This window comes from Arthrobacter sp. Z1-9 (genome assembly GCF_054792695.1).
This window is the reverse complement of the sequence record NZ_CP096456.1, coordinates 1,095,988-1,116,502: the sequence shown is the minus strand read 5'-3', so window position 1 is coordinate 1,116,502 and position 20,515 is coordinate 1,095,988. Positions and strand designations below refer to the sequence as shown.

Sequence of the window (20,515 nt, the reverse complement as noted above, 5' to 3'; positions counted from 1 at the left end):
CGCACCCGGGTCAGCGGGCCGCAAGGCGTTCCAGCAGCCGGTCCAGCCCGAAGCGTTCCTCAAGCTGGGCCCGGGTCAGCTGGCCGTGGTAGTGCTCCTCGAGCAGGGGCATCAGCTCGTACTTCCAGATCCGCCGCAGCCCGGCAGGGGTCTGGGCTGCCGGCTTCATGAAGTACGAGGGACCGATCATGAGGTCCCGGTCCCACTCGTCGATGGCCGCGTTGAGGGCATCCAAAAGCAGTGCCGGGGTGGTGTCCAGCTGCCGGGCCTCAAGGAAACGGAGCAGCGAGTCCTTCACCGGTTCGGTCTGCGGGTGCAGTTCGATGAACGCAAAACGGCGGCGGATGGCGGCGTCCATCATGGCGATGGACCGGTCCGCGGTGTTCATGGTGCCGATGATGTAGAGGTTGTCCGGCAGGGTGAACGGCTCATTGGGGCTGTACTGCAGGTAAATCCGGTCATCGCGGTACTCCAGCAGGAAGTACAGCTCACCGAACACCTTGGCGAGGTTGGCGCGGTTCATCTCGTCGATGATGAGGAAGTACGGTTTCTTCTCGTTGCCGGGCTTGGCCGCTTCTTCGGCGAGGCGGCGGAGCGGACCGGCGACAAGTTTGAAGGACACCTGGCCTTCGTCCGTTTTGTCCGGCCGGTAGCCTTCGAAAAAGTCCTCGTAGGCATACGAAGGGTGGAATTGGACCAGTTTGACCCGCTCATCAGTGGTGTCGTCGGCAAGCTCCGCCGCGAGGTGCTTGGCGAGGTAGGTTTTACCGGTGCCCGGCGGGCCGTACAGCACCAGCTGCCGGTTCTCCTCCAGCAGCTCGGCGATCTCCTGGAGCGGCTCCAGCTCCATGTGCAGTGACTCCGCGAACTCGCGGGTCAGCGGGCGGAAGCCCTCCTGGACGGGAGGGACGACGGCGGCGGCTTCAGTATCGCCGTCGGGCTCTGTTTCCGCTTCTGCCGGCAGCAGGCCCTGCAGCGCCTGCACCACCCTGGTCAGGTCAACAACGATCCCTGGGGTGGCCAGCTGCCGCTGCACGTGGCGGGGAAGGCTGGTGGTGGTGTGGCCTTCGTCGAACCAGCGGACCTTCCGGCGCAGCCGCCGGTTGTCCTCGTTGTGTTCAGGCTCCCCCAGTACGACGCCGAGCCGCACCGTTCCGGCGTGCTGGTACAGCGCCAGGTCCCCGGGCTTCATCACTGTCAGGAACGCAAAGACAGCGGTTTTGGTGTCCTCGCGCTCCACATAGCCAAGGTGCTTGTAGTCCTCGTCCACGGCATGCTGGACCACCCCCGCCGTGACGCCTGGCCCCAGCAGGCGGAGATGTTCGACGTCGAGCGTCACCTTTTCCTCGCCCTGCCAGGCGGTGAGCAGCTCGGTGTTGTCGCTGTGCGTGCGCAGCAGCCAGGCCCGGCGGCCGGGGTCGCCCACCTTGCGCCACTGGCTGACCAGCTGGCGGGCGTACCAGTCGATGCGCTGCCCGGCCTGCTCATCAAGGTGCAGGCGGATGCGGTGGATATCCGCGGTGATGTCCTCTTCGGCGTCGCCTTTTGCGCCGCCCACCAGCGAAGCGAAGGCATCGCGGATTTCCTGGCGCTCAACGTCCGCCACCACGGGCTCGAAGTAGCTGGGCCAGGTGAGGAACTCGATGCTGCGGCGGATGGCGGGCTGGTCCCCCGGCGTGGCAGCGGCGAGGCGGTGGAACTTCAGCGGGTCCTGCAGCGCGCCGGCTATAGCCGCGGTGGGCAGCTGGTCCACCTGCTGCACAAAACGGCAGAGCCATTTCAGGTGGTCCCAGATTGTCCAGTTGAACTCCGCCGTCCGATCACGGATAACGCCGTGATCCGTGAGGCCCTGGTACAGCTCCTCGGGCAGCTCCAGCGGGGGTTCCAGCCATGACGCGGCCTCGGCCACACGGGCGCGCTTGACCTTCAATGACTTCACCTCGTGGGCCAGGGGCAGCGACTGCAGGAACAGCAGTTCCACTGCCAGCTGCTTCGCTTCCCGGGACGCGCCTTCGAGGTTCTGCCGAAGGTTGGTCATCATGGGCGCCTTCGGATCCGGGGTGCCCCGTTCCAGCCTGTCCAGAAGCTCTGCCGCCGCCTCGGACGTCCACGTCATGGTGCGCCCATCCAGGGCAGACGGCTTACCGAGGAGCCCGGGACCAAGCACGAACCACGCAGCCTCCTCAATTTCCCGGGAGACTCCGAGGGCGCGGGAGACACCGAGGGCACGGGGCATGGCAGCAGTGGAGGTGGGGGTCATGGATTCAAATTTACAGGGTGAAACTGGACGGGCACTCAGAGCTGGTGACCGCCCGGTGATTCCTGGGGCGCTACGTGCCCGCTCCCGGCTTCTTCCGGCCGAATGTAAAGTAGCCCACCGGTCCGATGAAGTTGATGAACGATGCCGCCCGCCAGGCAGCCTTGGGACCGTTGATCATCGCTGCAGGGCGCTTGGAAATGTCCCGCTGCGCCGCCACCAACAGGGACACCTGCGCGATGGCCACCAGTATGGTGCCGGCCTTTGAGGAGGGGGACATTTCCTTCCAGGTCTTTTTCTGGGCCATGACTACTCCTTGGTTGGGTTCCTAGTTTCCGCTGAAGGCTCCGCCTGCGCAACGGGGCTGCGCTGCGCAACGGGGCTGCACCTGCGGATCGCATGCTGATTCGGCTCACGCAGTGAACGGCGCCAGCCGTTCCTTTTGTTCGGGCGTGAGCCGCTGCACCCGGCCTGTGGCTTCGTGCACGAACGCCAGGTGGCTGCTCGCCTTCACGCAGTCCTCCCGGGTGACCGGATCCTGGACCAGGTAGTGGATATCGAAGCTCGCTCCCTTGACGGCGCCGATCCACACCTGGACCACAGCCGGGACGTTCCGGTACTCCAGCGTCCTGACGTACCGGATCCTGTGGTCCACCACCAGCGCCATGGTTCCCTCCGGGACGTCATTGAAAAGCGAGACGTGCGGCTCGATGCCCGGCAGCCCTGCTCCCCGCGGCGGCCCGAAAGCGGCAATGCGCGCTTCTTCGAGCATCCGGACAATCTGCACGTTGTTGATGTGCCCGTACGCGTCCATGTCGCCCCACCGCATGGGAACCAGGACCTCGATCCGCCGGCCGCTGCTCAGCGGCTTCACCTGCGCGTCCTGCTGCAAGCCGTCCTCCTGCTGCGCTGTGCCCTCCTGCTGCTGCAAGCCGTCCTCCTGCACTAAGGCGTTCTCCTGCATCGGGGCCTCCTGCCCGCTCAGCTGTGCACCGCCGTCGAATCATCCACCGGCAGTTCCCCGGCGTCTGCACCCGCGAACTGGGACATGTACAGCCGGTAGTAGACGCCTTCCGCAGTGAGGAGGACCTTGTGGTTGCCCTGCTCCACGATCCTGCCGTTTTCCATCACCAGGATGGTGTCCGCGTCGCGGATGGTGGAGAGCCGGTGGGCGATCACAAAGCTGGTGCGGTCCGTACGGAGCGCTGCCATGGCCTTCTGCACCAGCAGCTCAGTGCGGGTGTCCACGGAACTGGTGGCTTCATCGAGGATCAGCAGCGACGGGTTGGCTACGAAAGCGCGGGCGATGGTGATGAGCTGCTTTTCACCGGCGCTGACGTTGTTGCCTTCCTCATCGATCACGGTGTCGTAGCCGTCGGGCAGGGCACGGACGAAGCGGTCCACGAAAGTGGCTTTGGCCGCGGCCATGACCTGTTCCTCGGTGGCGTCCAGGTTGCCGTAGCGGATATTGTCGTAGATGGAGCCGCCGAACAGCCAGGCGTCCTGGAGCACCATGCCCACCTTGGAGCGGAGTTCGGACCGGCTGAGGTGGGTGATGTCCACTCCGTCCAGGGTGATGGATCCGGAGTTGAGCTCGTAGAAGCGCATCACGAGGTTGACCAGGGTGGTCTTTCCGGCTCCGGTGGGCCCAACAATGGCTACCGTATTTCCCGGTTCCGCTGTGAAGGACAGGTTTTCGATGAGCTTCTTGTCTTCCGTGTAGCTGAACGTGACGTCCTTGAACTCAACGTGCCCGTCTGTCTTGGCCGGAAGGTGCTCCGTGGCTGTCTCGACGTCCTGTTCGTCGGCATCGAGGAATTCGAATACCCGCTCAGAGGACGCCACGCCGGACTGGAGCATGTTGGCCATGCCCGCCATCTGGCCAAGCGGCTGGGTGAACTCGCGGGAGTACTGGATAAAGGCCGTGGCATCCCCCAGCGACATGGAACCTGACGCCACCCGGAGTCCGCCCACCACGGCAATGCCCACGTAGCTGAGGTAAGAGACGAACTGCATCACCGGGAAGATGATGCCGGAGACAAACTGCGCCCCGAAGCTGGCCTTGTACAGGGCCTCGTTGCGTTCCTCGAACCGTTCCAGCATGTCTGCGTCCCGGCCGAAGACCCGCACCAGGTCATGGCCGGAGAACGACTCCTCAATCTGCCCGTTCAAGGCGCCGGTGTTTTTCCACTGCGCGGCAAAGAGCTTCTGGCTGCGCGAGCCGATGATCCCGGCAGCGACGCCGGACAGCGGAAGCGCCACCAAGGCAATGAGGGCTAGCTGCCAGGAGACGATAAACATCATGATCACAATGCCGATGACCGTCAGCAGCGAGTTGATCAGCTGGGCGAACGCCTGCTGGAGCGCCTGCTGGATGTTGTCGACGTCGTTTGTCACCCGGGAGAGGACGTCGCCGCGCTGGCGGGTGTCGAAGTAGTTCAGCGGAAGCCGGTTGAGCTTTTTCTCGGTGTCATCGCGGAGCCGGCGGATTACCTTCATCACGATGCGGTTCAGGACGTAGCCCTGCAGCCACAGGAAGATGTTGGCAACAAAGTACATCAACAGCACCACGGCAATGAGGAAGGACAGCTTCTGGAAGTCGATGCCGCTTCCGGGCACCAGTTCCATCTTGGCGATCATGTCCGCGAAGTTGTCCTGCCCCTGCTGGCGCAGTCCGGCCACGAACTCGTCCTTGCTTGCGCCCGCCGGGAGCTGCTTGCCCACCACACCGCCAAAGATCACGTCCATCGCCTGACCCAGGATCTTGGGGGCAATAACGTTCAGGACCACCGCGACCACCACCATCGCAACCACGGCGTAGATACCCGCAGCTTCCGGCTTGAGCAGTCCCATGAGCCGCTTGGCGGACGGCCAGAAGTGTTCGGCTTTCTTCGCCGGCATGCCGCCGAACATGTCGCCGTCGGCTTCAGAGGGCTTGTATTCCTCTTCGAAGAATTCCTCGTCCTCAACCGCGCCGTCTTCCACGGGGCCCGCGGAAGCCTGGTCCTGAGAGCCCGTTTCCTCTTTCATGCCGGTGGAGTCTTTCTTGCGGGGGCTCATGCCATTTCCTCCACGCTCAGCTGGGATTCAACGATTTCCTGGTAGGTGGGTGAGGTTTCCAGGAGTTCCTCGTGTGTTCCGCGGTCCACGATCCGGCCGTTGTCCAGGACCAGGATCTGGTCCGCTTCGGTGATGGTGGAAATGCGCTGGGCCACGATGATGACCGTGGCGTCGGCGGTGGTGCGCTTGAGCGCGGCCCGCAGGCGGGCGTCAGTGGCGACGTCAAGGGCGGAGAAGGAGTCATCAAAGAGGTAGACCCGGGGCTTGGTGACCAGTGCGCGGGCGATGCAAAGGCGCTGCCGCTGGCCGCCGGAGACGTTGGTCCCGCCCTGCGAAATCCGGGAGTCCAGCCCGTTCTTCTTGTCCCGGACAAAGTCGGCGCCCTGCGCCACCTCCAGCGCGTCCCAAAGTTCCTGGTCCGTGGCTTCGGTCTTTCCAAACCGGAGGTTGTGTTCGATGGTGCCGGAGAAGAGGTAAGGCCGCTGCGGAACCAGTGCCACGCGCCTGGTGATTTCCGCCCGGTCCAGGTTGCTGACGGAGACCCCGTCCAGGAGCACCTCACCCTCGGCGATGTCATAGAGGCGCGGCAGCAGGGACAACAGGGACGTCTTCCCTGCACCCGTGGAACCGATGATCGCGATGGTCTGGCCAGGCATGGCAGTGAAGCTGATGTTGCTCAGCACTGGCGACTCCGCACCGGGGTATGCAAAGGTGACGTTCCGGTATTCCACTACGCCGGCCAGTGCAGCCCGGGTCTCCGGCCGTTCGGGATCGTGGATGGAGGGTTCGACGTCGAGCACCTCGCCGATGCGGTCCGCACATACGGACGCGCGCGGGATCATCATGGCCATAAAGGTGCCCATCATAACGGCCACGAGGATCTGCAGCAGGTACTGGAGGAACGCTGTCAGTGCGCCCACCTGCATCTCGCCCGAATCCACGCGCTGGCCGCCGAACCACAGCACGGCAGCGGTGGACAGGTGCAGGATCATGCCGATGGCCGGGAACATCAGCACAAACAGCGCGCCGATCTTCAGGGATACGTCAGTGAGGTCCTTGTTGGCTTCGCCGAACCGCTCGGCCTCATAGGGCTCGCGGACAAAGGCCCGCACCACCCTGATGCCGATGATCTGTTCACGCAGGACCCCGTTGATGCGGTCGATCTTCTTCTGCATGGCACGGAAGAGCGGCATCAGGCGGACCACCAGGTAACCCACCACCACTACCAGGACGGGCACGGACACCCAGACCAGCCAGGACAGGTTGATGTCCTCCCGCAGGGCCATAATGATGCCACCGATACACATGATGGGAGTGGCCACCATGAAGTTCAGCCCCATCAGCACCAGCATCTGGACCTGCTGGACGTCATTGGTGCCGCGCGTGATCAGGGTGGGGGCACCGAAGGTGTTGACGTCCTTGGCCGAGAAGCTGGTGACTTTACGGAACACCCCGCGCCGAAGGTCGCGGCCCACCGCCATAGCCGTTTTGGAGCCGTAGTACACCCCGGCGATCGCCGTGCCCACCTGGACGAAGGCGACGAGGAGCATCACCCCTCCTGTGCGCCAGATGAAGTCGGTGTTCCCGCGGGATACCCCTTCGTCGATGATCTGTGCATTCAGGCTGGGGAGGTACAGCGCAGCGATCGTTGAGGCCAGCTGGAAGACGATGACGGCCACGATGTATGGCATGTACGGCCTGGAAAACCGCCGTATGAGGGTGAGGAGCATGCCCACGGGTCCTTAGGAAGAGTTCGCGAAGTGGTGAGGCTTAAGTAGTACCAGCCGGGGCTGACATCCTTAGCCTTCCCACTCTACGAAACTCCTTCCGGGGGTGATACAGCCCGGCGAAAGATCATCCGGGAGGAGTAGCGCCAACGGCCTACCGGGCAGCGGAGGCGGGTTCCGCCGTCGTGCTGTCCTTCTGTCGGGCCGCCTCCTGCGCAGGCTGGATGTCAACGGTGCGCCGCAACGGCTTTTCCTTGATGAACAGCACCGATACCAGCGCGACGACGGTCACCGCCGCGGAGATCAGGAAGACTTCGGCGGTGGCATCTCCATAGGCGGCGCGCATGATCTCGCGGACCGGTTCCGGCATGTGCGCCAGGTCCATGCTGGAGCCGGCCGCACCGCCCTGCACCGGGATGCCGGCCGCTGCGAGGCCCTTGGTGGCCAGCTCGCTGACCCTGTTGGCCAGGACCGCGCCCAGCACGGAGACGCCGATGGCGCCGCCCACGGAGCGGAAGAACGCCACCGAGGCGCTGGCCGTTCCAATGTCCGCGGCCCGGACCGTGTTCTGCACTGCCAGGACGAGGTTCTGCATCAGCATGCCCAGGCCCAGGCCGAGCACCGCGGTGAAGACGCCTGCGTGCCAGAGCTCTGTGGTGTGGTCCATGGTTCCGGCCAGTCCCAGTCCGCCGATCAGCAGGATGGAGCCTGCGATCAGGTAGCCCTTCCATTTGCCTGTCCGGCTGATCAGCAGGCCGGATGCCACCGAGCCGGTCAGGTTCCCCGCGATCATGGGCAGCGTGAGGAGCCCTGCCTCCGTGGGGGTTGCGCCGCGGGCAACCTGGAAGTACTGGCCCAGGAAGGTGGACGAGCCGAACATGGCGACGCCCACCGCCACCGACGCGATGATGGCCAGCGCCGTGGTGCGCTCAGAGATGATTTTGAGCGGGATGATGGGCTGCTCAACCTTGGATTCCACCAGGACCAGCAGCGCCAGCAGGACGATGCCGCCGCCCACCATCAGGGCGGACTGCCAGGAAACCCAGTCGTAGTAGGCGGGGTTGCCGGCGAACGAGACCCAGATCAAGAGCAGGCTCACGCCGGACGTGAGCAGGATGGAGCCGAGCCAGTCGATCTTGGCGGGCCGGCGGACGTGGCTGATTTTGAGGGTGACCTGCAGCAGGATCAGGGCGACGACGGCGAGCGGCACGCAGACGAAGAAGGTCCAGCGCCAGCCCAGGGGGCTGTCGACGATGAAGCCGCCGAGCAGTGGGCCGCCGGCCGTGCCGACTGCCATCACCGCGCCCATGTAGCCGGAGTACTTTCCGCGGTCGCGCGGCGGGATCATGGTACCGATGATGGCCTGGGCGAGGGCGGTGAGGCCGCCCATGGCGACGCCCTGGATCACCCTGGCACCAAGGAGCAGCGGGATGGTTTCGGACAGGCCTGCCATCACGGAGCCGGCCACGAAGATGACAATGCTCAGCTGGACCAGGACCTTTTTGTTGAAGAGGTCCGCGAGCTTGCCCCAGATCGGCGTGGTGGCGGCGTTGGCCAGCAGCGCGGCGGTGATGACCCAGGCGAAGTCCGTCTGCGTGCCGTGCAGGTCGGACATGATGGTGGGCAGCGCATTGGCCACGATGGTGCTGCTGAGGATCGCCGTAAAGAAGGCTGCAAGGAGCCCGGTGAGGGCTTCCATGATCTGGCGGTGGGACATCTCGGGCGGTGCCCCCGCCGGTGCTGCGGATATTTTGGCCGGGGCGGCAGTTTGGCTTGCCGCGGTATGGGTTGCCATGGGTTCAGCTCCTAGGAGGTGTGGGTTGTGATGGTGCCGGCCGCCTTTGCCCGGGCTGATTGTTTAAGTGAGTCCGTGAGCTTCTGAAGGGTTGCCGCGGTGCGGCCGGCGTCTTCCTCGCTCCAGTCGCGCAGGTAGTCCTGCAGGACCGCCGTTCGTTGCTCCTCGATGTGCCGGAGTTTCGCCGCTCCCAAGGGTGTAAGGGCAACCAGCTGGGCCCGGCCGTCGTCGGGATCCTGCCTGCGGACCACCAGCCCGTGCTCTTCCAGGTCCGCGATGTGGCGGCTGAGCACCGGGGCGCTGACTCCGAGCCGGTCGGCGAGACGCGTTGCCCGGGACTCCCCCTCCCCCACGAACCGCAGGACACCCTGGAGCGCTACTCCGGTGTCCTGCCCACGAACGCTGGCGGTGGCTATGCACCGCACTGCGCGCTGGAGATCGAAAATTTGGTACACGAGATCCGCTGCCGTATCAGGTGCTACTGCCATGCTTTCAAGCGCTCCCTGCTTGTTTGCCTGAAGCAACTATATACCTGATTGGTTGCTTTGGGAAACTAAGTGCTGGATGGAGTGAATGGAGCGCGCTGCAGATGCAGCTTGAAACATAAGCAAGCTTTCTATTACTCTGGTTTCAGCTTCTCCGCTTGTCCCCCATCACGCGGAGCGGTTGCCAAAAAGGCCCCGCGGCACGAACTCGTGCTGCGGGGCCTTTTACTGTCTCGGTGCCGGTTCAAGACCGGGGCAGTTATGCAGGCAAGTGGGTGGGCGCGAACATCTTCAGGAGCGTTTCCACCACGACGACGTTGGGACCGTCGGCTGCGAAGCCCGCCTTCAGCGCCTCCCCCACATCCTCAGGGGCCACTTTCGTGGCAGGCACGCCGAACGCTTCGGCGAGCTTGACGAAATCCGGCCGCGCGAGTTCGGTGGCGGTTGCCTTGCCGAACGCGCCCACCATGTATTCGCGCAGGATGCCGTAGCCGCCGTCGTCCACAATCAGCCAGGTGACCGGCACGTTGTGCTGCTTGGCGGTGGCCAGTTCCGAGATGGAGTACATCGAGGAACCGTCGCCGGAGACTGCGAGTACCCGGCCAGGCCTGCCCACCGTTTCCAGTCCCACTGCCGCACCGATGGCTGCGGGGAAGCCGTAGCCCAGCCCGCCGGCGCCTTGCGCGGAGTGGAACTGGCCCTCGCGGGCATCCCAGCAGCTCCAGCCCCAGTACGCGGCGATGGTCATGTCCCAGAACGTTTGCATGTCCGCCGGGACGGCCGCACGGATGTCCGCCATGAACTTCAGTTCCTTGCCCAGGTCCTGGGATTCCAGGCGCTCCCGGACTTTGGCGAGCGATTCCTTCACCAGGTCCTCCGGCGACATGCCGTGCCAGTTCGGCCTGGCTTCGGAAGGCTCAACCACCAGCGCTTCGTCCAGGGCGGTCAGCGCCTGCCCGGCGTCGGCGCGGATACCCAGGCCAGGTCGGTTGGATTCCAGGACCCGGGGTTCGGCGTCGATCTGGATGATCCTGCCGCGCGGCTCAAAGGTGAAGTAGTTGGAGGTAACCTCACCCAGGGATGAACCGATCACCACCAGGACGTCGGCGTCCTCCAGCACATCGGTCATGTGGCGGTCCTCGATCCAGGACTGCAGCGACAGCTCATGGTTCCAGGGGAACGCGCCGTTGCCGCCCGGGGTGCAGATCACGGGGGCGCGAAGCTTTTCGGCGATGGAGAGCAGGGACTTCTCCGCGCGGCCCCGCCGGGTACCGCCGCCGGCAATAATCGCCGGACGCTCGGCAGCCTGCAGCCATTTCACGGCTTCACGGACCAACTCCACCCGCGGCGGGTTGTCCGCCGCTTCAGCAAGCGCGTCCTCAACCGGCGGCACCATGATCGGATCCAGCAGCACGTTCTGCGGAATCTCGATCCACACCGGACCCTGCGGCGATGAGATGGCTTCGGTCCAGGCGTCCTGGATGGCGGACGGGATGCCCGAGGCGTGCTGGATCAGCCGCTGACTCTTCGTGACGTTGGCGGCCGAGGCCTTCTGGTCATCAAGCTGGTGCAGCATGCCCTTGCGCCGGGCGCCCAGCCCCTCGAGCGGGATCTGGCTCGCCACCACCACCATGGGAACGCCGGAGGCATACGCTTCCTGCAGCCCGGCCAGGGACGTCAGGGCGCCGGGGCCGGTGGACAGGAACAGGACCCCCACCTCACCGGTTGCCCGTGAATATCCGTCAGCAGCGAACGCGGAATTGTTCTCCACCCGCGACGACACGAACTGCAGGTTGCCGCGGCCCATCGCGTCAAAAAGCCCGAGGGCGTGCTGCCCGGGGATGCCGAACACCGTTTTCGCGCCCAGCGCTTCCAGGGTCTCGACGACGAGGTCCCCGCCGTTTCGGGCACCCGCGCCTGCGCTGTCCCCCGCACGCGCAGCCTCAGTTGCCGGGTCGAAATCGATCACGCCTCTACTCCTTGCCGGCTGCGGCGAAGCCCGCCGGGCGGCGGATTTCCTGGCCGAGGGCCTGGGCGGCGTAGCCCGTGGCTGCTCCAAAGCGGTCCCCGGCCACGGCATTGTCTGCCATCAGGGTGACCATTTCGAAGGCGACGTGGCTTGCGGCGACGCCGGTGATCTCGGCGTGGTCGTAGGCGGGAGCCACCTCGACGACGTCGGCACCCACCAGGTTCATGCCCCGGAAGCCGCGGATGATTTCCAGCAGTTCGCGGCTGGTGATACCGCCGGCTTCGGGGGTGCCGGTGCCCGGGGCGTGGGCCGGGTCCAGGACGTCGATGTCCACGGAGATATACAGGGGGCGATTGCCGATCCGGTCCCGGACCTTGGCCACGGTTTCCAAGACGCCCTGGTAGTAGACGTCCGCGGAGGTGACAATGCCGAACCCAAAGCGATGGTCGTCGTCGAGGTCCTTTTTGCCATACAGCGGGCCGCGGGTGCCGATATGGCTAATGGCCTCCGTGTCCAGGATGCCCTCCTCGACGGCGCGGCGGAACGGCGTGCCGTGGGTGTACTCGGCGCCGAAGTAGGTGTCCCAGGTGTCCAGGTGCGCGTCGAAGTGCAGCATGGCGATGGGTTCACCGGCACGCTCGGCGGCGGCGCGGAGCAGGGGCAGCGCGATGGTGTGGTCACCGCCCAGGGTCACCAGCTTGCTGCCGCCGGCGGTGAGGTCGAGCGCGTTCTGCTGGACGGTCTCGATGGCCTCGTTGATGTTGAAGGGGTTGACCGCCATGTCCCCGGCGTCGGCCACCTGGATGTTTTCAAAGGGGCTGACGTCCCAGGCGGGGTTGTAGGGGCGCAGCAGCCGGCTCGCTTCACGGACGTGGTTGGCACCGAAGCGGGCGCCGGGGCGGTAGGAGACGCCGGAGTCGAAGGGAACGCCGACGACGGTGACATCGGCCTTTTCCACCTGGTCCAGGCGCGGAAGACGGGCATAGGTGGCAGCCCCGGCGTAACGGGGAATACGGGATGAATCAATGGGGCCAAGGTTGCCGTTGGCTTCAATGCGCAGCTCTTCCAATGGAGGCCTCTCCTTCGAGGAGTTGAGGGACTGATGTGACTGCCATCATACAGCTTGTTTCCCTATGTGCACCAGCTGTTTACTTGTCGCCCTTCTGGAGGGTGCGGGCAATCAGGGGCAGGAGCAAAGGTGGGGACAGGAATCAGCTCGCCGGTCAGCGGCTGGCAGCCGGGACCAGGACCCAGAGAACTTCCACGGGCTCGTCCGTGGGATTGACCCACGTATGTGGCTCCCGGCCGGGGAAAGTCACGGTATCCCCGGTACCGAGGTCGTATTCCTCATTGGTGAGGATCAGCCGGATATTGCCCTTGATGACATGGAGGACGTCAACGTCGCAGTCCACAGCGTAGAGCTCGGTCTCACCGCGGCCGTGCGGTTCGATGCAGGCCTGGATGATCTGGATGCGCCGCTCCGAGCGGGCCGTGAGGAGGCGCTCGACGATCCCCTCGCCGCCGAGCGAAATCCGCGGCCCGTCATTGCGCTTCGTCAGGTGTGTCTCCGGCGCGGCAAAGAGCTCCCCAATGGAAATCGAGAGGACCTGGCAAAGCGTCACGAGGGAAGCCACGGAGGGGGAGGTCAGGTCGCGCTCCACCCGACTGAGGAATCCCTTGGTCAATCCGGTGGCGTCCGCTACCTGCTCAATGGTGAGCCGCTGGGACTGCCGCGCGGCCCGAATCCTGGAACCGATGGCAACGGGGACGTTGCTCGGCTCAACTGGCAGTGCCTTCATCTGCGAACCTTTCATGGCCGGCCGCCCGGCCCCACTCTGCAGCAATACTAATAGCCAGCCGCTTCTGTGACGCCTGCATGGCGCGCGTGGCTGCGGGCAGCAGCGCTTCCTTGACTGTTACCACGGTCACAGCCTACTCTTCGGAAAACACTTGTTGCCTATAAGGCAATATCTGAGAACCTACTCTCACCCCACCCTTCGCGCAGCGGTCTCCGGATCCCCTTCCCGCCAGGCCACTTCGGCTGCCAAACAGCTCCAAGGAGTCCAACGTGGACGCAAATGTCATCAACATCGCCATAGTGGTGGTGTACCTTCTCGCAATGCTGGCATTCGGCTGGTGGGGCAAGTCCCGCACCAAAAACAACAGCGACTTCCTTGTCGCCGGCCGTCGCCTTGGCCCCTTCCTTTACACCGGCACCATGGCGGCGGTCGTCCTGGGTGGTGCCTCCACGGTCGGCGGAGTAGGACTCGGCTACAAGTTCGGCATCTCCGGCATGTGGCTCGTTGTCGCCATCGGCGCCGGCGTCCTGCTCCTCAGCCTGCTGTTCGCCGGGACCATCCAAAAGCTGAAGATCTACACGGTCTCGCAGATGCTTACCCTGCGCTACGGCAGCAGGGCCACCGAGGCTTCGGGCATCGTGATGCTCGCCTACACGCTGATGCTTTGCGCCACGTCCACCGGCGCCTACGCCACCATCTTCGTGGTGCTCTTCGGCTGGGACCGTGCCATGGCCATCGCGGTCGGCGGCGCCATTGTGCTGGTCTACTCCACGGTGGGCGGCATGTGGTCCATCACCCTGGCGGACCAGGTGCAGTTCATCATCAAGACTGTTGGCATCTTCTTCCTGATGCTCCCCTTCACCCTCAACGCCGCGGGCGGCATCGACGGCATCCGCAGCCGTGTGGATGAGAGCTTCTTCCAGATCGACGGCATTGGGCTGCAGACCATCATCACCTACTTTGTGGTGTACACCCTGGGCCTGCTGATCGGCCAGGACATCTGGCAGCGCGTCTTCACGGCCAAGACGGCCAAGGTGGCCCGGTGGGGCGGCGCCACCGCCGGCATCTACTGCATCCTCTACGGTGTCGCCGGCGCACTGATCGGCATGGGCGCCAGCGTTGCCCTGGCAAACATGGAAATTGCCGCCAAGGACGACGTTTACGCCGAAGTGGCCCAGACCCTGCTGCCCGTCGGCATCGGCGGACTGGTCCTGGCAGCTGCTGTGGCCGCAATGATGTCCACCGCCTCAGGCGCCCTTATCGCCGCCGCAACGGTTGCCCGCGCCGACGTCCTGCCTTTTGTGGCCAGCTGGTTCGGCAAGACCATCAACACGGAGGACACGGACAACCCCGAGCACGACGTCAAGGCCAACCGCATCTGGGTCCTGTCCCTGGGCATCATCGCGATCGTCATCGCCATCATCACCAAGGACGTGGTGGCTGCCCTGACCATCGCGTACGACATCCTGGTGGGCGGCCTCCTTGTGGCCATCCTCGGCGGTTTGGTCTGGAAGCGCGGCACCGGTGTGGCCGCAGCCGCCTCCATGGCAGTGGGTTCCGTCGTCACGCTGGGGACCATGATCATCCTGGAAATCAACGCCAAGGCGCCGCTGGACGGCATCTACGCGAACGAGCCCATCTACTACGGCCTGCTCGCGTCAGCCGTGGTGTACGTGGCGGTCTCCCTGCTGACCAAGCCCACCGATCCCCAGGTGATGCGCAACTGGCAGCGCCGGGTCGCCGGGCAGGCAGCTCCGGAGGCCCCGGCGGAACCGGTTTCCGCCCCCTAGCGGCAGCAGCTCCGGCGGCACGCACGACGGCGGCACCTTCCCTTCGCTTTCCACCGAAGGGAAGGTGCCGCCGTCGTCTGTCCTATTCAGTTTCGCGGACCTCGTCGTCATCCAGCGGGACCGGGCGGTCCTCGGCGTCGATTACTACAGGCGGCGTCTGGACCACGGGCTCCTCCGCGTCCAGGAATTCATCTTCGGTGTCCCAGTCTTCATCAGTGACGGGCGCATCCTCGGCGTAGTCGTAAGCGGGATCGGCTTCTACGGCGTCAAGGTGGGGCATGCCCGGGTGCTGTCCGGTGGCGTTCATTGTGCAACCTCCGTTTGTTCGCCTGACGTGCTCGTTAAGGTGGTGGCGGTGGGGCGCGCCACAGTTTCATCTCAGCACCGCCGGGGGCCGTGGTCAAGGGCGCGCCGGTGGCCGCCCCGTGCCTTCGAAAGTTCATGAATTTTGAGGGCCACCGAAACCCCGGAGTGAGGGAAGCCAGCCGAAAATCCGCGGATTTCCGCGGTAAGCTGGCGGTGCAATGGGGCCGAACCATGCCCCGTCCAGCCCAGGAGTTTCCGTGTCCCAGCACGCCCATCCAGACCCCCACCGCGACTCCCCCGCCGGGTCCCCTCCCTTCGATTCCGTCCCTCCGGTTTCCGCTCCGTCCCTGCCTGCCGCCGCAGCCCGGTCTAAATCCCAGCCCACGTCCGCTGACATCCGGCGCTGGCGCCAGTACCTGGCCGACGAGCGCGCCGAGGCCGCTGTCTACCGGGACCTGGCGCAGAACCGGCAGGGTGAAGAACGGGACATCCTGCTGGCCCTGGCCGAAGCAGAGGGCCGGCACGAGGCCCACTGGCTGGGTCTCCTCGGCGAACACGCCGGTAAGGCCCGCCCCGCGTCCATTCGGAGCCAGTTGCTGGGTTTCCTGGCCCGGCACTTCGGCTCCGTCTTCGTCCTGGCCCTGGCCCAGCGCGCAGAAGGCCGCTCCCCCTACGCCAAGGACCCCAACGCCACTGCCGCGATGGCTGCCGATGAGCAGATCCACGAGGAAGTAGTGCGGGGGCTGGCCACGCGGGGCCGTAACCGGCTGGCGGGCACGTTCCGCGCCGCCGTCTTCGGTGCCAACGACGGTTTGGTCAGCAATCTGTCCTTGGTGATGGGCATGGCAGCGTCGGGGGTGGCCAGCACTGTGGTGCTGCTCAGTGGCATTGCCGGGCTGCTCGCCGGCGCAATGTCCATGGGAGCCGGCGAATTCATCTCGGTCCGGTCCCAGCGCGAACTCCTGGCAGCCACCCGCCCCACCCAGGTGACCCTGGCAGCGGCGCCGAAGCTGGACCTTGAGCACAACGAACTGCTGCTCGTCTACCTGGCCAGGGGAATGTCCCAGGAAGCAGCGCAGCACCGTGTTGCCGAACGCATGGGCCTCCTGTCCTGCGACTGCGACCCCAGCCTGTCCCTGCAGCCGGAGCTTCCGGAGGCCGAGGACCAGCATGAGGCCGTGGGCACCGCGTGGGGCGCAGCGCTGTCCAGCTTCTGCTTCTTTGCGTCGGGCGCCATCGTCCCCATCCTGCCGTTCCTGTTCGGCCTGACGGGAGTGGCTGCCCTGGTGGTGGCGGGCGTGCTCGTGGGGATTGCACTGCTGGCGACCGGCGGCATCGTGGGCCTGCTCTCCGGCACTTCGCCGCTGACCCGCGGCCTGCGGCAACTCGCCATAGGCCTGGGCGCCGCCGCCGTCACCTACCTGTTGGGGCTGGTCTTCGGCACTGTCGTCCACTAGCAGCAGGGTTTCACTGGCAGCAGTGAATAGGTGGGGGGACAGGATCATCTGGATGCAGTAGTGGAGGGGCTTCCACCGCGCCACACCGGGAGGCGCTCGCGCAGCGGCAGCACCGGTAAGGCCCTTCGATTCGTGCTCACAGGCGCGCCGGCCATCCAGGCTAGCCGCGAAGGGCCGCCACTGCCTCGTCCACCGTGTCCACCAGGAAGATCCGGTCCGCCATGGGCCTGCCGGCGGCCAGACGGCGGAGCATGGGCCACGCCGGATACTGGTGTTCCCAGTGATGCCTGCCCACCAGGACCATGGGGGTGATTTTCTCGCGGGCGCCGTAGTAGTTCTCGCAGGCGTCCTGGAAGATCTCCTGCACCGTTCCCGCGGCTCCGGGCAGGAAGATGATGCCCCCTTGGCAGAGCTCGAGGAGGATGGCTTCCCGGATGGCGTTGGCGAAGTACTTGGCGATGTGGGTGGCGAAGTAGTTGGGCGGCTCATGGCCGTAGAACCAGGTGGGGATGCCAAGCGACGGCGTTCCGCCCGGAAAGCGTTCGACGACGGCGGCGGCGGCCCGCGCCCACGCGGACACCGACGGACGGAACCCCGGGACGGAGGCAAGAACCGCCAGCACAGCCTGCAACCCGCCGTCGTCCGCGTTGCTCAGGTAGGCGCCCAGGTTGGCTGCCTCCATGGCTCCCGGTCCCCCGCCCGTTGCTACCACGTGGCCGTCCCGCGCCAGCAGCCTGCCCAGCTGCGCAGCCTGGGCGTAATCCGCACTCCCCCGCTGCGCAGCGTGGCCGCCCATCACGCCCACCACGGACCGGGCGGAGAAGGACCCGGAATGGAGCGCTTCATCCAGCGCTTCGCCGATGGCGTGGTCGTGCAGCGCCGACGCGAGGGTGGCGTCGAGCCGGTGCCGTTGCCCCGGCTGGATGCTCCACTGGTAAATCCGCGCGTCCGGAAGTTCTTCATAGGGGGCATTGGCGAGGCCGGCGTAAAGCTCTGCGGGCGAGTACAAACTGGCCCGGTAGGGGTTGAAAGGGGCTGTCTCGAGGCGTGGGAAGATCAGGGCTCCCCGGCGGCGGAGGGCGGACTCCATTCCCTCGTCAAAGGTGCAGCCCAGGAAAATGGCGCCTTGAACGTTTACCCGCTCCAGGGCCGGGGCACGCCCACGGAGGTCAAGCGACTGGGCGTGCCAGCCCTCCAAATCCGCACTGTCCGCCCCGACCAGCCGGTCGAAGGTGGCGAGGTCGTCCACATCGAGGCTGCGGGGGCTGGGGCCGAGGTTTCCGGAGAAATTCACGCGTGCCTTCCTGCTCATCCACCCAGCGTAGGCCACCGGCAAAAGCAACGCGGGGTCAGGTCCTGCCCGTCCGGAGCGCCGGAACGGGCGGAATCTGACCCCGCGTTGGTTGGAGGATTGGAGCTCCGGTTACACGCGGGCCGGTGCTACGCCTTCCCGGAAGTGCGCTTCCAGATCTTCGAGCGAGTGGCCCTTGGTTTCGGGGACGAACTTGGTGACGAACACGAGGGAAGCAACATTGACCAGGACGAAGAGTCCGAACGTGCCGGTGGATCCCAGGGCTTCGACGACGATCGGGAACAGGAAGGAAATAGCGGCGTTGACCGTCCACAGCGCGAAGACGGCGACACCCATCGCAAAGCCGCGGATGGCCAGCGGGAACATTTCCGACAGGAGCAGCCACACGCAGGTTCCGATGAAGCACTGGACGAAGGCAACGAACAGCATCATCGCGGCGAGAATGGTGTAGCTGGCCAGGTCAGACTGGGGAAGCAGGAAGACGACTGCCAGCAGGGCCTGCGAACCCACAACCCCTGAGAAGCCAATGACCAGCATCTTCCGGCGGCCGATAAAGCCCAGCAGCCAGATTCCAAGGATGGTCATCAGGACCGAAGTGACACCGACGCCGACGGTGGCAACCAGGGACGCGCTCACACCCAGGCCGCTCTTTTCAAGAATGGTGGGGGCGTAGTAGTTCACCGTATTGATACCAGTGGCCTGCTGAACTGTGGCAAGGCCAATGCCGATCCACAGCAGCCGGCGCATCCACGGATTGTCCCGCAGGTCCCGCCAGACGTGGCCGCGTTCCTTCTTTGCGGTTTGTGCGGTCAGGGCGATTTCTTCGAATTCGGCGGCTGCTTCCTCCGGGGTGCGGCTCAGGTTCAGGACGCGTCGGCTGTCCTCGAAGCGGCCGCGGATGGCGTACCAGCGGGGAGATTCAGGCAGGAGCAGCATGCCTGCCAGCAGTGCGAGGGCGGGCAGCGAGGCAATGCCGAGCATGGTGCGCCAGACTTCCGTGTCCTGGATCAGTGCGTCCAGGAGGGCGTTGATGGCGAAGGCCAGCATCTGGCCCGTCACGATCATGAGCTCATTGATGGTCACCATGCGGCCCCGAAGGTGGGCGGGTGCCATCTCGGCGAGGTAGAGCGGGCAGGTGACGGCGGCGGCGCCCACACCGAGCCCCAGCAGGATTCGGGCCGCGATCATGAACGTAACAGTGGGGGCGATGGCGCAGCCAATGGCGCCAAACAGGAACAGGAGCGCGCAAACCAGCAGGGAACCGCGGCGTCCGAGCTTGTCGGCCATGCGGCCGCCGGCAAGGGCGCCAACGGCTGCGCCGGGAAACAGCAGTGCACTCACCACTGTTGCCTCCTCAACGGAGTTCATGTTCAGCGAGTCGTTCATGTACAAAAGCGCACCGGAGATCACTCCGGTGTCGTAACCGAAGAGCAGGCCGCCGAGGGTGGAGATCACTGTTAGCCGTGCGAGGTAGCCGCGGCTCTTGGTGCCGGCGGCGCCAGGGGATGGTTTCTGCAACAGCATTGTTGCCTCTCAGATTCTCTTGGGACCGAGACCGGTCAGGAATGTGATGCGTGCCACTGACTTTAGAGCGCTCTAACGACGGTTGTCAATGGTAAGTCCTAATGTCAGAACAATTGGCCTACGCCGCCGCTCTGTGAGCCTGACTCAGCAGGCGCTCTTGACCCGCCTATCCCGCCTGCTACGATCGAGGAGGAAACTATGTCCTATCAAGCGAACATAGTGGCAAAATGGCCCAGCGCTTCCTGGCCCGATCGGGCCGAAGCTGTAACCGAGGAGCAGGAACGTAAAAGTGGCGAATAACCTGGGTCTCAGCATCGACCGATCTTCCCCCGTTCCCCTGTATCACCAGGTGGTCCAGGGCATAGAGGCGGCGATCTACAGCGGTGTCCTGGAACCGGGCAGCCGGCTTGACAACGAGATCGACCTCGCGGCCCAGCTGAACCTGTCGCGACCGACGATGCGCAAGGCCATGGATGAGCTGGTCAGGTCCGGGCTTTTGGTGCGCAAACGGGGCGTTGGAACCCAAGTGGTGTCAAGCCAGGTACGCCGCCCGCTGGAGCTTTCCAGCCTCTACGACGACCTCACCAACAATGGCAAGAAGCCCACGACGGAGGTCCTGAGCTTCTCCCATCTGGAGGCCGACGATGCCACCCTCGCTACCCTCCAGCTTCCCGCCGGCTCCAGGGTCTACCACTTCACCCGGCTCCGGAAAGTCGGCGGCAAACCGCTGGCACTCATGGAGAACTGGGTGCGCGACGATATTGCCGCCATGGACGAGGCAATGCTCGCAGCCGAAGGCCTTTACGCAATCCTCCGCCGGGGCGGGGTCAACTTCCGGTTGGCCAACCAGCGGATCGGCGCCATCATCGCCAACGACTACCAGGCCTCGATGCTCGACACCGGGGCCGGGTCCGCACTGGTCACCATGGAACGCACCGCTGTGGACGACACCGGCCGCCGCGTAGAAACCGGCCACCACGTGTACCGGGCAGATTCCTACAGCTTTGAGATGACACTCGTACAGCGCTAACCGC

Annotated in this window: 17 protein-coding genes; 3 read left to right on the top strand and 14 right to left on the bottom strand. The window is 65.1% G+C overall.

Translation table 11 applies throughout. The annotated features are described in order from the left end of the window. Positions 1 to 10: 10 nt before the first annotated feature. The 11 genes from M1D93_RS05195 to M1D93_RS05145 form a co-directional block, all read right to left on the bottom strand. Positions 11 to 2,260 carry an McrB family protein gene (locus tag M1D93_RS05195; RefSeq protein ID WP_461174093.1) on the bottom strand — a complete coding sequence of 750 codons (2,250 nt, stop codon included), beginning with the start codon at positions 2,258 to 2,260 and terminating at the stop codon, positions 11 to 13. 70 nt (positions 2,261 to 2,330) lie between these two features. Further along, a complete protein-coding gene (locus M1D93_RS05190) occupies positions 2,331 to 2,564 on the bottom strand; it encodes a PLDc N-terminal domain-containing protein (protein ID WP_461174092.1) in 234 nt (77 codons plus the stop codon). A 105-nt stretch (positions 2,565 to 2,669) separates the two neighbouring features. Beyond that, complete coding sequence (locus M1D93_RS05185) at positions 2,670 to 3,086, bottom strand: acyl-CoA thioesterase (RefSeq protein ID WP_461174932.1); 417 nt, start codon at positions 3,084 to 3,086, stop codon at positions 2,670 to 2,672. A gap of 152 nt (positions 3,087 to 3,238) precedes the next feature. Beyond that, a complete protein-coding gene (locus M1D93_RS05180; protein WP_461174091.1) occupies positions 3,239 to 5,317 on the bottom strand; it encodes an ABC transporter ATP-binding protein in 2,079 nt (692 codons plus the stop codon). Continuing rightward, positions 5,314 to 7,047: an ABC transporter ATP-binding protein gene (locus M1D93_RS05175; protein WP_461174090.1), complete on the bottom strand. Its 1,734-nt coding sequence runs from the start codon at positions 7,045 to 7,047 to the stop codon at positions 5,314 to 5,316. Before M1D93_RS05175 ends, M1D93_RS05180 begins: the two co-directional genes overlap by 4 nt. Positions 7,048 to 7,198: 151 nt before the next feature. After that, positions 7,199 to 8,839, bottom strand: coding sequence for an MFS transporter (locus tag M1D93_RS05170; RefSeq protein WP_461174089.1), 1,641 nt, complete (start codon positions 8,837 to 8,839; stop codon positions 7,199 to 7,201). 11 nt (positions 8,840 to 8,850) lie between these two features. Continuing rightward, positions 8,851 to 9,327: a MarR family winged helix-turn-helix transcriptional regulator gene (locus M1D93_RS05165; protein ID WP_461174088.1), complete on the bottom strand. Its 477-nt coding sequence runs from the start codon at positions 9,325 to 9,327 to the stop codon at positions 8,851 to 8,853. Between the two features lie 256 nt (positions 9,328 to 9,583). Next, positions 9,584 to 11,293, bottom strand: a complete 1,710-nt coding sequence (locus M1D93_RS05160) for a thiamine pyrophosphate-binding protein (RefSeq protein WP_461174087.1) — start codon at positions 11,291 to 11,293, stop codon at positions 9,584 to 9,586. 4 nt (positions 11,294 to 11,297) lie between these two features. Next, entirely contained in the window at positions 11,298 to 12,362 is a 1,065-nt protein-coding gene (speB, locus tag M1D93_RS05155) for an agmatinase (protein ID WP_461174086.1), read from the bottom strand. Positions 12,363 to 12,516: 154 nt separating this feature from the next. Then, positions 12,517 to 13,092 carry a helix-turn-helix domain-containing protein gene (locus M1D93_RS05150; RefSeq protein ID WP_461174085.1) on the bottom strand — a complete coding sequence of 192 codons (576 nt, stop codon included), beginning with the start codon at positions 13,090 to 13,092 and terminating at the stop codon, positions 12,517 to 12,519. Next, positions 13,073 to 13,216: a hypothetical protein gene (locus M1D93_RS05145; RefSeq protein WP_461174084.1), complete on the bottom strand. Its 144-nt coding sequence runs from the start codon at positions 13,214 to 13,216 to the stop codon at positions 13,073 to 13,075. Before M1D93_RS05145 ends, M1D93_RS05150 begins: the two co-directional genes overlap by 20 nt. Positions 13,217 to 13,361: 145 nt before the next feature. Between M1D93_RS05145 and M1D93_RS05140 the strand changes: the two genes are divergently transcribed. Continuing rightward, complete coding sequence (locus M1D93_RS05140) at positions 13,362 to 14,882, top strand: sodium:solute symporter family protein (protein WP_461174083.1); 1,521 nt, start codon at positions 13,362 to 13,364, stop codon at positions 14,880 to 14,882. An 82-nt stretch (positions 14,883 to 14,964) separates the two neighbouring features. Here M1D93_RS05140 and M1D93_RS05135 read toward each other — a convergent pair whose 3' ends face one another. After that, a complete protein-coding gene (locus tag M1D93_RS05135) occupies positions 14,965 to 15,189 on the bottom strand; it encodes a hypothetical protein (RefSeq protein WP_461174082.1) in 225 nt (74 codons plus the stop codon). Positions 15,190 to 15,445: 256 nt separating this feature from the next. Here M1D93_RS05135 and M1D93_RS05130 point away from each other — a divergent pair, with 256 nt between their 5' ends. Then, positions 15,446 to 16,645: a VIT1/CCC1 transporter family protein gene (locus M1D93_RS05130; RefSeq protein ID WP_461174081.1), complete on the top strand. Its 1,200-nt coding sequence runs from the start codon at positions 15,446 to 15,448 to the stop codon at positions 16,643 to 16,645. A 160-nt stretch (positions 16,646 to 16,805) separates the two neighbouring features. On the opposite strand, the gene M1D93_RS05125 is transcribed toward M1D93_RS05130, so the two are convergent. Beyond that, positions 16,806 to 17,939 carry an LOG family protein gene (locus tag M1D93_RS05125; RefSeq protein ID WP_461174931.1) on the bottom strand — a complete coding sequence of 378 codons (1,134 nt, stop codon included), beginning with the start codon at positions 17,937 to 17,939 and terminating at the stop codon, positions 16,806 to 16,808. Positions 17,940 to 18,068: 129 nt separating this feature from the next. After that, on the bottom strand, positions 18,069 to 19,481 hold the full coding sequence (locus M1D93_RS05120; RefSeq protein ID WP_461174080.1) for a sugar porter family MFS transporter: 1,413 nt from the start codon (positions 19,479 to 19,481) through the stop codon (positions 18,069 to 18,071). A 289-nt stretch (positions 19,482 to 19,770) separates the two neighbouring features. Here M1D93_RS05120 and M1D93_RS05115 point away from each other — a divergent pair, with 289 nt between their 5' ends. Beyond that, complete coding sequence (locus M1D93_RS05115) at positions 19,771 to 20,511, top strand: GntR family transcriptional regulator (RefSeq protein ID WP_461174079.1); 741 nt, start codon at positions 19,771 to 19,773, stop codon at positions 20,509 to 20,511. Positions 20,512 to 20,515: the final 4 nt, after the last annotated feature.

What these genes read in the sequence shown, in the direction of transcription:
- M1D93_RS05165 (WP_461174088.1), bottom strand. Translation starts at nt 9,327, where the DNA reads ATGGCAGTAGCACCTGATACGGCAGCGGATCTCGTGTACCAAATTTTC.
- M1D93_RS05190 (WP_461174092.1), bottom strand. Translation starts at nt 2,564, where the DNA reads ATGGCCCAGAAAAAGACCTGGAAGGAAATGTCCCCCTCCTCAAAGGCC.
- M1D93_RS05170 (WP_461174089.1), bottom strand. Translation starts at nt 8,839, where the DNA reads ATGGCAACCCATACCGCGGCAAGCCAAACTGCCGCCCCGGCCAAAATA.
- M1D93_RS05185 (WP_461174932.1), bottom strand. Translation starts at nt 3,086, where the DNA reads ATGCGGTGGGGCGACATGGACGCGTACGGGCACATCAACAACGTGCAG.
- M1D93_RS05195 (WP_461174093.1), bottom strand. Translation starts at nt 2,260, where the DNA reads ATGACCCCCACCTCCACTGCTGCCATGCCCCGTGCCCTCGGTGTCTCC.
- M1D93_RS05120 (WP_461174080.1), bottom strand. Translation starts at nt 19,481, where the DNA reads ATGCTGTTGCAGAAACCATCCCCTGGCGCCGCCGGCACCAAGAGCCGC.
- M1D93_RS05150 (WP_461174085.1), bottom strand. Translation starts at nt 13,092, where the DNA reads ATGAAGGCACTGCCAGTTGAGCCGAGCAACGTCCCCGTTGCCATCGGT.
- M1D93_RS05135 (WP_461174082.1), bottom strand. Translation starts at nt 15,189, where the DNA reads ATGAACGCCACCGGACAGCACCCGGGCATGCCCCACCTTGACGCCGTA.
- M1D93_RS05180 (WP_461174091.1), bottom strand. Translation starts at nt 5,317, where the DNA reads ATGAGCCCCCGCAAGAAAGACTCCACCGGCATGAAAGAGGAAACGGGC.
- M1D93_RS05175 (WP_461174090.1), bottom strand. Translation starts at nt 7,047, where the DNA reads ATGCTCCTCACCCTCATACGGCGGTTTTCCAGGCCGTACATGCCATAC.